At 41.9% G+C, this 11,485-nt stretch carries 9 protein-coding genes; all 9 read left to right on the plus strand.

All coding sequences use genetic code 11. The features are described 5' to 3' along the window. The first annotated feature begins 2 nt into the window (after positions 1 to 2). The 9 genes from V7266_RS12655 (at position 3) to aceB (ending at position 11,449) form a co-directional block, all read left to right on the plus strand. Entirely contained in the window at positions 3 to 1,163 is a 1,161-nt protein-coding gene (locus tag V7266_RS12655; protein ID WP_335468244.1) for a CamS family sex pheromone protein, read from the plus strand. A gap of 212 nt (positions 1,164 to 1,375) precedes the next feature. After that, complete coding sequence (pruA, locus tag V7266_RS12660) at positions 1,376 to 2,923, plus strand: L-glutamate gamma-semialdehyde dehydrogenase (RefSeq protein ID WP_335468245.1); 1,548 nt, start codon at positions 1,376 to 1,378, stop codon at positions 2,921 to 2,923. A 314-nt stretch (positions 2,924 to 3,237) separates the two neighbouring features. Then, positions 3,238 to 3,465 carry a hypothetical protein gene (locus tag V7266_RS12665; protein WP_335468246.1) on the plus strand — a complete coding sequence of 76 codons (228 nt, stop codon included), beginning with the start codon at positions 3,238 to 3,240 and terminating at the stop codon, positions 3,463 to 3,465. 92 nt (positions 3,466 to 3,557) lie between these two features. Next, positions 3,558 to 4,541: a hypothetical protein gene (locus V7266_RS12670; RefSeq protein ID WP_335468247.1), complete on the plus strand. Its 984-nt coding sequence runs from the start codon at positions 3,558 to 3,560 to the stop codon at positions 4,539 to 4,541. Positions 4,542 to 4,778: 237 nt separating this feature from the next. After that, entirely contained in the window at positions 4,779 to 7,202 is a 2,424-nt protein-coding gene (gene nirB / locus V7266_RS12675) for a nitrite reductase large subunit NirB (RefSeq protein WP_335468248.1), read from the plus strand. After that, the gene (nirD, locus tag V7266_RS12680) at positions 7,199 to 7,519 is read left to right on the plus strand and encodes a nitrite reductase small subunit NirD (RefSeq protein ID WP_335468249.1); all 321 of its coding nucleotides are present in this window, start codon (positions 7,199 to 7,201) and stop codon (positions 7,517 to 7,519) included. Before nirB ends, nirD begins: the two co-directional genes overlap by 4 nt. A gap of 24 nt (positions 7,520 to 7,543) precedes the next feature. Then, positions 7,544 to 8,992: a uroporphyrinogen-III C-methyltransferase gene (gene cobA, locus V7266_RS12685; protein ID WP_335468250.1), complete on the plus strand. Its 1,449-nt coding sequence runs from the start codon at positions 7,544 to 7,546 to the stop codon at positions 8,990 to 8,992. A 2-nt stretch (positions 8,993 to 8,994) separates the two neighbouring features. Then, entirely contained in the window at positions 8,995 to 9,612 is a 618-nt protein-coding gene (locus tag V7266_RS12690) for an NAD(P)-binding protein (protein WP_335468251.1), read from the plus strand. Positions 9,613 to 9,856: 244 nt separating this feature from the next. Then, positions 9,857 to 11,449: a malate synthase A gene (gene aceB / locus V7266_RS12695; protein ID WP_335468252.1), complete on the plus strand. Its 1,593-nt coding sequence runs from the start codon at positions 9,857 to 9,859 to the stop codon at positions 11,447 to 11,449. Positions 11,450 to 11,485: the final 36 nt, after the last annotated feature.

Raw genomic sequence — 11,485 nt, forward strand, 5'->3', positions numbered from 1 at the left:
ACGTGAGAAAAGTCTCAGTGCTCGCTCTCTCCCTGGTCTTGTTGTTAAGTGCTTGTGCACCTAACTTTCAAAAGCAAAATGAAACAGTTCAAACGGAGGAGAAAACAACAGGAAAGGCAATTATTCCTAAATATAATATCTCGAATAATTATTACCGGACCATCCTGCCATTTGAACCGGGGGAAGCACGCGGATTAGTTGTTAACAATATTAATACAAGATATGATTTAAATGAATTTGAAATGGGCTTGATGAGAATTGCCCAGAACAGTTTTGACACGGATAAGTACTATTTTCAAGAGGGCCAGCAAATTAAGGCAGCGACTATAAAACAATGGTTAAGCCGTCAGTATACCGCCGCCCAGCTTAAGGGAAGTAACCTGAAAGCAGCGGACAATATTGGATTAAATCCGGTCAATTCCAGTCCGGCAGGCAGTACACCCTCAAGCCCGATATATCTTGCCCATGTCTTGGAACATGATTATCTAACCAAAGACGATAAGGGGAATGTGTCTCTTGCAGGAATCACGATTGGTCTGGCGTTAAATTCGGTTTACTATTATAAATTACAATCAGACGGCGATACTTTAGAGAAAAAAATTCCGTTTGCTGACATGGAAAAGGAAGGCAAGCAGATGGCAGCGGAAGTAGTAAAACGTATTCGGTCCATGAAAAATTTAGGCAATATCCCCATCACGATTGCCTTATTTGAACAGCAAAGCAAAACATCTGTTGTACCAGGCAATTTCTTTACGTATTCAACGGTTGATCAGGGCAGTTCTGAGCTTAACAGCTGGGAAAAGGTTGATGAAAAATACTATTTGTTCCCTTCCACTGACGCTGAAAACGACCATCGCGATGATACGATTGCTTTCCTAAATTTTAAGCAGGATGTCGAGGAGTACTTCCCTAATTATAATGGGGTGATTGGCAAGGCCTTTTATGTAGGTGACCAACTCCAAGATTTGAGTATCACCATTCCAATTCAATTTTATGGAAAGACAGAGGGGATTGGTTTTACCCAATATGTGACAGGGCTTGTGATGGAGCATTTCCCTAAATATCTTTCAGTTTCGGTTAGTGTAACATCCGTTGATGGTCCTGAGGCACTTATTGTTAAAAAGGCAAATGCCACGGAACCATTCGTCTATATCTATCAATAAGACCTAGCTTCTTGCTGGGTCTTTTTCAATTTTAGGCTCTGTTAAACAAGATTGTTATTTTTTAGACTCTGTTGATTGGGGCGGAACTTAACGGCCAATTTTTAAAAAAATAAGTCCATCTAAGTCTACATTCATTGTAGTTCCTAATCATTCTTAATCATGTTAGAATGAACTTGTATGTAACCGTTTTATTACATAGGGAGGGGATCGAAATGATACAACCATACAAGCATGAACCGTTTACTGATTTTTCATTGGAAGATAACCGCCAGGCCTATCAACAGGCAATAAAAACAGTAGAAGGTTATTTGGGTCGAGATTATCCTCTGGTCATTGGCGGAGAAAAAATCACTACAGAAGAGAAAATCATTTCCTATAATCCAGCAAATAAAGAAGAAGTAATCGGCCGGGTTTCAAAGGCTGACCAAGAACTGGCTGAAAAAGCTATGCAAGCGGCAGTAGAAGCATTTAAAACGTGGAAAAAGACAAAGCCAGAAGTTCGTGCGGATGTCCTCTTTAAGGCTGCATCGATTATTCGCCGCCGTAAGCATGAGTTTTCAGCTTTAATGACAAAGGAAGCAGGTAAGCCATGGAGGGAAGCCGATGCCGATACAGCTGAGGGGATTGACTTCCTTGAGTACTACGGACGTCAAATGTTGTCTTTAAAAGATGGTGTTCCCGTACAAAGCCGTGCGAATGAGTTTAATCGCTATGATTATATTCCACTTGGTGTCGGCATTATTATTTCACCTTGGAACTTCCCATTTGCGATTATGGCCGGAACAACAGTTGCTGCAATTGTTTCTGGTAACCCCGTTTTATTGAAACCTGCATCTACTACTCCGATTATCGCAGCAAAATTTGTAGAAGTAATGGAAGAAGCAGGCCTGCCAAAAGGAGTGTTAAACTTTGTTCCAGGCAGCGGTGCTGAAGTAGGCGACTATTTAGTGGACCATAAAGACACCAGATTCATTAGCTTTACAGGTTCTCGTGATGTAGGGCTTCGAATCTTTGAACGTTCCTCTAAATTAAGCCCAGGTCAAATTTGGATGAAGCGACTAATTGCAGAAATGGGTGGAAAAGATACGATTGTCGTTGATCGTGAGGCAGACCTTGAACTTGCAGCCCAATCCATCGTTGCTGGAGCTTTCGGCTTCTCAGGTCAAAAATGCTCTGCATGTTCTCGCGCAGTAGTCGTTGAGGATGTATATGAACAAGTATTAAATCGTGTTGTTGAGTTAACCACCCAATTAACAGTGGGAAATCCTGCTGATCAAGGCAATTTCATGGGGCCTGTTATCGATAACAATGCCTATAAAAAAATCCTCGAGTATGTTGAAATTGGAAAACAGGAAGGTAAGTTGATGACTGGCGGCGATGGTGATGATTCAAAAGGATATTTCATCCAGCCGACTGTTTTTGCAGACCTTTCTCCAACTTCCCGGATTATGCAGGAAGAAATCTTTGGACCCGTTGTCGGCTTTACAAAAGCAAAGGATTTCACAGAAGCGATTGAAATTGCCAACAATACGGAATATGGCTTAACTGGGGCTGTTATTACCAATAACCGTGCCCATTTAGAACAGGCTCGTGAAGATTTCCATGTTGGAAATCTTTACTTCAACCGTTCATGTACAGGAGCTATTGTTGGCTACCAGCCATTCGGCGGCTTCAATATGTCTGGTACTGACTCGAAAGCGGGCGGACCTGATTATTTGCTTCTTCACATGCAGGCAAAAACAACTTCAGAAATGTACTAAACGAACGAAATAATAGGAACCCACTTCCATGAGGAGGGGTTCCTTTTTTTGAAATGTAATAAAAAAATGTAGAGCGATAACAATATGTTTATAGGATATTTTAAAGTGCAATTCATAAGGAGAAGTTATATACCTAATATATACAACTAAAGAATTTTATGTTAAAAAATACACCCCCTATGATAATATTAAGAAAGCAAGATGAAAAGGAAACATTTTTAAAAGGAAATACGTCATTAATAACGAGCATATTTTTTATGGATCATCACTAAAAAGAACTAGTTAGTAAATCGTCTCCTGGAGGTTTTCGTCCTTTGATCCCATTATATTTGTCTCATGTTACAGCAGTACCGCATAGTGAGAGCTTGCTTTGGACCTTTTTAACCTGTAATGCTTTTGTCGTCATTTCTGGTATTGTCTTTATGTATAAGTTGTTCACGCAAAAGAAAGTACGGATTGCCGGGATTTTGTTTGGATTGGCACTAGCGGTTAATTATATCTTAATAGCCATAATCGGAGACCCTTTTGACCTGTTGGGATAAACAGAATTGGACCGAAGACTCTGAGAGCAAAGTTCACTAGGTGCCTCGTTTAGGAGCAAAACGCAGGTAAAGCCTGAGAGGGGATGACATGTTTGAAATATTATCGTTTATGGGTAATTGCCTTTTTATTAAAATTTATTGGTTCGGCATGGGATGCATCTTATCACTTTAAATATTTATTTGAGGAATACTCGATTCCCCATATTGTTAATACCATGGGATTTGCCTTAGGGGGGATCCTATTATATAAGGAGTGGAGACACTCCACCTACATGGATGCATTTTCAAGGAATCTCATTACGATTGGATATGGGCTGTTTCTTATCGGGATCCCACTTGATTTTACCTATCATATTGCCTATGGGATTGATTTAACGACATGGAGTCCGACTCATTTTATTTATTACATTGCAACAGATATCATGATATTTGGGGTATGGCGCGGGTTTTACTTATTTACGTGGCATACAGTTCCAACATGGAAATCGATGCATACGTGGTTTGCCATGTTCTTGCTAGAGTGCTTCCTGTTTCCAAATATGCAGCAAGAAAATGGAGCAATTTCGTATTATCAATACATCCATGGAAAATCGATTGCCTCAAAAGAAATACTTGAGTTAATTTCCGATCCCGCTTCACAAATCTTTGGCGGAATCCCGGAATATGTTTATCCTATTTATTCTGTGTTAATGGTTGGGATATTAACGGTTGTGACAATTCGGATTTGCCGTGACATTTCGATTCCATTCATGGGAGCGGTACTTTATATTAGTTTAAGATTTATCGGCAAAGCTATCTTTGCAGCTGTAGAATATCCTACCTCCTACGTACCAATTACCATCATCCTGATACCACTAGCCTTTCTATTGTTCGGGCGAACCAATTGGCTCGCAGGACTCATTGGCAGCCTAGCTTATTTTCTCAGCCTATATGCCATTCATAAATTCGGAATCCTAATCACCCCACCGCTGAAATTATGGGAGCTAGTCCCTGTACTCTTAATCGGTATCCTAGTACCCGTCATCAACTCCATCATCAAACCCCAGCTCGCACTAAAAAGTAAACAACCCGCATAACGGAAAAAGGGTGCCTGTCACCCTTTTTTATTTTTGCCACTTTAATATGGTGGGTATGGTAATCACTAGCAATTGACCTGAACATTTACTAGAAATGTTCACAATTAGTCTTTGAGATGTGATGAACGTCACAATTTTTTATAGGTGTACCCTTTACAATCTAAATATAGAGAAAACCTATTAAGTAAATATTAAACAAATAATTATATAAATATCATATAAAGGAGCCAACCAGATATGAAGAAATTAGTAATGATCGGTAACGGAATGGCTGGAGTAAGGACCATTGAGGAAATTCTTAAACTTAATACCGAGCAATTTGAGATTACCATCTTTGGCGAAGAGCCGCATCCAAACTACAATCGAATTAAACTATCAAATATCCTGCAGGGAGGTACTAACTTTGAAGATATTATTATCAACCCGCTTGAGTGGTATAAAGAAAATAATATCCAGCTGCACACAGGAGAGGCCATAGTAAAAATTGATGTAGAAGGTAAGCGCGTCATCAGTGATCAAGGCCGGGAAGTAGAGTATGATGAACTCATTATTGCAACAGGATCTAATTCATTTATTTTGCCAATTCCCGGTGCTGACAAAATCGGTGTAACGGGTTTTCGTGATATCAAAGATTGTGAAATGATGATCAAATCAGCAGGCAAATATCAAAAAGCTGTTGTCATTGGCGGCGGGCTGCTGGGACTTGAAGCAGCGAGAGGGCTCCTAAACTTAGGCATGAAAGTCGATGTTGTCCATCTAATGCCGCATTTAATGGAACGCCAGCTTGACCCAATCGCCTCTTCTTTACTTAAAACAGAGCTAGAATCACAAGGCATGAACTTCTTAATGGAGAAACAAACCGTTGAAATTTTAGGCGATGAGCGTGTAACAGGACTTCGTTTTAAAGATGGTTCTGAAGTCGAAGCCGATCTTGTTGTTATGGCAATTGGAATTAAGTCTAACATACAAGTAGCAAAAGACAGCGGCATCTATGTGAATCGCGGGATTGTTGTAAATGATTATATGGAAACAAGTATCCCTCATGTATATGCAGTCGGCGAATGTGCGGAACACAGAGAAATTGTTTATGGTCTGGTTGCCCCACTATATGAGCAAGGAAAAATCCTTGCCAGTCATATATGCGGAATCGAATCGAGCCCATATGAAGGTTCTGTAACAGGTACACAGCTAAAAGTTGCGGGTGTCGACCTATTTTCTGCAGGTGAAATTTTTGAAGACGGCACAACTAAATCTATTATGGTTTACAATGAATATGAAGGACTCTATAAAAGAGTATTAACTAGAAACAACACAATCGTAGGAATTGTCCTTTATGGAGATACAAAAGATAGTACTAGATTATATCGAATGCTGACTAAAAAAGAAGATATCACCGGAGTTTCTATTTTTCATACAGAATGTACAGGAGAAGGCGGCACAGAAGATATTGCTTCCATGCCCAATGATGAGCTAGTCTGCGGCTGTAACGGTGTCACAAAAGGCGCAATTGTCGAGGCGATTCAAACGCAGGGTCTAACAACACTAGATCAAGTCAGCCATTGCACGAACGCGGGCCGTTCTTGCGGACGCTGTAAACCAATGGTCAGCCAAATTCTTGCCCATACATTAGGGGATCAGTTTGATGCGGCCGCAGCTCAAAAAACTAGCATCTGCGGATGTACGACAGTAAGCCGTGAGGAATTGGTAGCGGAAATAAAGGAAAAAGGCTTAACAAGTGTCAAAGAGGTCATGAACGTTCTTGATTGGAATAATACGGAAGGTTGTACAAAATGCCGCCCGGCCATCAACTATTATCTTGGCATGATTCATATGGATGAATATAAAGATGATCGTGATTCCCGTCTCGTGAATGAGAAGATGCATGCCAATATCCAGAAAGATGGAACGTATTCTGTTGTTCCAAGAATGTATGGAGGTGTCACAACCGCAGCTGATTTGAAAAAAATAGCGGAAGTGGCTGAAAAGTATAACGTTCCTTTAGTAAAATTAACAGGTGGGCAGCGAATTGGATTGTTCGGTGTGAAAAAAGAAGACCTTCCGGCAATGTGGGAAGAACTTGATATGCCATCTGGTTATGCTTACGGAAAAACACTAAGAACGGTTAAGACATGCGTTGGCGCCCAGTTCTGCCGCTATGGCACCCAAGATTCAATGGCACTAGGCATCCAGCTTGAGAAGAAGTTTGAACGTCTGGATACACCACATAAAGTGAAGATGGGCGTATCTGCCTGTCCAAGAAACTGTTCAGAAGCAGGCATCAAGGATATCGGCTTTGTTGGAATTGATGGCGGCTGGGAAATCTATGTGGCGGGTAACGGCGGTGTGGACCTTCGTGCCGGAGATCTGCTATGTACCGTGAGAACAGAAGCAGAAGTGATGGAAATGACCAGTGCATACCTTCAGTACTACCGTGAGACAGCTAACTACTTGGAGCGGACCTCTAAATGGGTAGAGCGGATGGGACTGGATCATGTCAAGGAAGTATTGGCAGACGAGGAAACACGTAAAGCTCTAAATGAAAGAATGAATCAAACCTTGAAAAAATATATTGAGCCATGGAATGAAGCAATTCAAAATGAAGAAATCAAGGATAAATATTATACTAGACATAACATTTCAGTCGGGAGTGAATTCAAATGATCGAAACTATCACTCGTATTCCAGTAGCACATTATAAAAATGTAAAAGCAAGAGCTGGGTACTCTATCAAAGTTGACACGACAGAAGTAGCTCTATTTAAAACAACAACTGGTGAGGTTTATGCATTAGAAAACCACAGCCCCCATCCAAAAGGAGGGGTCTTGTCTGAAGGTCTAATCAGCGGTGATTATGTGTATTGTCCAGTCTATGATTGGAAAATATCATTAGTAGATGGAAAGGTGCAGGCACCTGACGAAGGTCAGGTCCGAACCTTTAAGGTAGAAGTCAAGGAAGATATCATCTTTATTGTTTTATAAAAGGGGAAGGAAGGCTGCAGCAGGATGAAAACAGGAAAAGTATTTTTAGTAGGAGCAGGACCAGGAGATGTGGGGTTAATCACAGTAAAAGGATTAGAGGCGATTAAGCAAGCCGAGGTCATTCTTTATGACCGGCTTGCCAATCCCAAGCTATTAGAATATGCCGGCAGTGATTGTGAGTTCATCTATTGCGGAAAGCTGCCGGATCGTCATACCTTACGCCAAGAGAGCATTAATGACCTCCTAGTGCAAAAGGCATTAGCAGGAAAACTTGTGGTGCGGTTAAAAGGCGGCGATCCTGGCGTATTTGGCAGAGTAGGTGAGGAAGCAGCAGCCCTGGCTGAATACCAAATTCCTTTTGAAATCGTTCCTGGCATTTCATCGGGGATTGCAGCCCCCCTTTATGCAGGAATTCCTGTCACTCATCGGGAGCATGCGGAATCATTTGCGGTCGTCACCGCACATGACAAATCACAGGATGGAAGGCCGCTCCTTGATTGGGAAGGACTTGCCAGAGGTGTGGACACGATTGCTTTTTACATGGGGGTTGGGAATTTACCGTTTATTTGCGAAAATCTCATCAAACATGGGAAGCCTTCGTCTACACCGGTGATATTGATTCATTGGGGTACCTTTGGCCGGCAAAAAACCTTGCAAGGAACATTAGCGGATATTTCCAAAAAGGTATTGGAAGCAAAGTTTAGTAATCCGTCGATTATTTTGGTCGGTGAAGTCATTTCCCTTCGTGAGAAAATCAGCTGGTTTGAGAAAAAACCTTTATATGGCCGGCAAATTTTGCTGGCTCGGACGAGTGCAAGCCACAGTGAAATAGCAAAGGAATTACTTGTACAAGGGGCAGATGTAGTTGAGTTTCCAAAGTGGAAAGTGAAGAAACTGCCGCTTGATCTCTCAAAGGTGACCTATTTTGAAAATATAGTATTCACCTCTCCTGATAATGCGGAGAATTTTTTCGCAGCTGCCATCGAGCAGGAATTTGATATTCGCAGCATACGTGCGGAACTGTTTGGAATGTCCAGCAAAACGCTAAAGGCATTACGAGAACGCGGACTGATCGGGAAACTGGCATTGGAAATGATGGACTCAGAAAAAACGCTCATTGTCGGTGATGATCAATTGTTACAAAAAAACTTTCAAAAGGCAGAGGTTATGGTAACCAGCACCAAGGAGTTGGATCGCCAATTCTTGCCGATTTTTCAACGGATGCTGAAAGAAGCACAGATCAATACGATGATTTTCCCAAGCAGTGCCTCCGTTAAACCGTTTATAACGGCACTAGCAGAATGTGATATAGATGCAGAGCAGCTGTTGAATGGGAAGCAGGTAATCGCTATGGGAAAATCCACATATGCCGCTGTAATAAATGCTGGACTTGGTTCTCCCGAGGTGCCAGTGAGTCCATCGAAGGAAGCATTAGTAAGCTATATGGTAGAGCATCCATTACAGGGAGTATAGGAATGAAGACAAACTATCCGATTATGTTGCAACTCGATGGAAAAAAGGTAGTAGTGATCGGCGGCGGCCGGGTGGCCGAGCGAAAAGTCCGCGGCCTGCTTGGTACGGGAGCTCATGTGGTAGTAATCAGCCCGGAAGCAACCGACGAAATCCAAACCCTTTTTCTAGATGGAAAAATTGTTTGGGAGAAAAAGTTCTTTTCAGCAGAAGACCTTCGGGGGGCGGCTCTTATCTTTGCAGCAACTGACGATAAGGACATCAATCGATCAGTCAAATCATCGGCAGAGAAGCATCAGCTGGTAACGGTTGCCGATGACCCGGACATTTCAGATTTTCATCTGCCGGCACATGTGCAGCGTGGCCGGTTAAGCATAGCGGTATCGACAGGAGGAGCAAGTCCAACACTTGCTAAGAACTTACGCGCAGAGTTAGAAGAAAAGTTTGATGAACGATATGAAGCATACGTTGAATTTCTTTTTACAGCACGGCAATGGATTCTAAAGGAAGTGAAAGATCCTGCATTAAAAAGAAAACTATTAACAGCGATGGTTAGCGAGGATTTTTTAAACAGTCAAAATCGCACGGAGGATTTCCAGCGTTTATATAAGGAATTAAAGTAAAAGCGAGTGCCCTTTTGATGGGTGCTCGTTTTTTTGTACGGATAGAAAAGTACCAATTTATTAAACTTTGGAGAGCATAAACGTTAATAATTCAAGGTTTTGTTTAGAAGTGCTCCCTATCTGGACAGGGGATATTTACACATTTTAAAAAAATTCAGAAAAAATGGTTCACTTTTCCAAATTGCTGTTATATAATACAAAACAGAGGTAAGCACTGTATTATAACAAAGAGGTGAACGAGTACATGTCGACGCAAACTACAGGTATTGAAGTAGTAGGGGCCATAAAAGCCCAGTATGATGAGATTTTGACACCGGGAGCTTTAAACTTAATTGAAGAGCTAGAGCGTAAATTTGGTGAGCGCAGAATGGAACTGTTGCAGTACAGGGTTAAACGACAGGAGGAACTGAATAACGGCAAGCTTCCGGATTTTCTTTCTGAAACAAAGCATATCAGAAACAGTCATTGGACAATTGCGCCGCTGCCCAAGGACCTCCATGACCGCCGGGTAGAAATTACCGGTCCGACTGATCGCAAAATGGTCATCAATGCGTTAAACTCTGGTGCAAAATTGTTTATGGCTGATTTTGAGGATGCCACATCACCGACATGGGAAAGTATCATTGAAGGACAGATCAACTTAAGAGATGCGATAAACCGGACAATACGGTTTGAAAACCCTAATGGAAAAACGTATGAGCTTAAAGAGGAAACAGCGGTGCTCATCGTTAGACCGCGCGGACTGCATCTCGAAGAAAAACATGTGCTATTAGATGGCAAGCCCATCTCCGGAAGCTTTTTCGATTTTGGTATCTACTTTTTCCATAATGTTAAAACTTTGCTGGCAAACGGCTCAGGCCCCTATTTTTATCTGCCGAAGCTTGAGAGCCACTTAGAAGCGCGGCTTTGGAATGATGTATTTGTTTATGCACAGGAGAAGCTGGGGATTCCTCAGGGGACTATTAAAGCAACTGTTTTAATTGAGACTATTTTAGCTTCGTTTGAAATGGATGAAATCCTTTATGAGTTAAAGGAACACTCAGCCGGTTTGAACTGCGGCCGTTGGGATTATATTTTTAGCTATATTAAAAAGCTTCGCCACCAAAAGGAAGTTATTTTACCGGACCGTTCACAAGTAACGATGACTTCACCGTTTATGCGTTCCTATTCATTATTAACCATTCAGACTTGTCATCGCCGCAAAGCACCAGCAATGGGTGGAATGGCCGCGCAAATTCCGATAAAAAATAACCCGCAGGCCAATGAAGAAGCGTTCGCAAAAGTACGCGCCGATAAGGAGCGCGAGGCCCGCGATGGTCATGATGGAACATGGGTTGCCCATCCTGGATTAGTACCGGTCGCAATGGAAGTATTCAACCGTGAAATGCCGACACCAAACCAAATTCATACAGCCAAACAACAAAAAATTAGGATTACAGCTGCTGACTTGTTAGAGGTGCCAAACGGGACGATAACAGAAGAAGGTGTCCGTACAAACATCAATGTTGGCATTCAATATGTGGCATCTTGGTTAAAGGGGAGAGGGGCCGCTCCAATCCATCATTTGATGGAGGATGCAGCAACGGCGGAAATTTCACGGGCGCAAGTTTGGCAGTGGATCCGCCATCCAAAAGGTATCTTGGACGACGGCAGAAAAGTGACTGCCGAAATGTATGAGCAATTAAAGGAAGAAGAGTTGGAGAAGATTAAGCTGGAAGTCGGCGCTGAAAACTTCGAAACGGGCCGATTCACGGAAGCTGTTCAACTGTTTGACGGTCTAATCTTGAATGATGAATTTATCGATTTCTTAACACTGCCTGGATATCAGCAGTTATAAGAGATTCTTTTTAAACGCTGTTGATTGGATCGGATA

This window comes from Neobacillus drentensis (assembly GCF_036965645.1).
Taxonomy (GTDB): Bacteria; Bacillota; Bacilli; order Bacillales; family Cytobacillaceae; genus Neobacillus; species Neobacillus drentensis_D.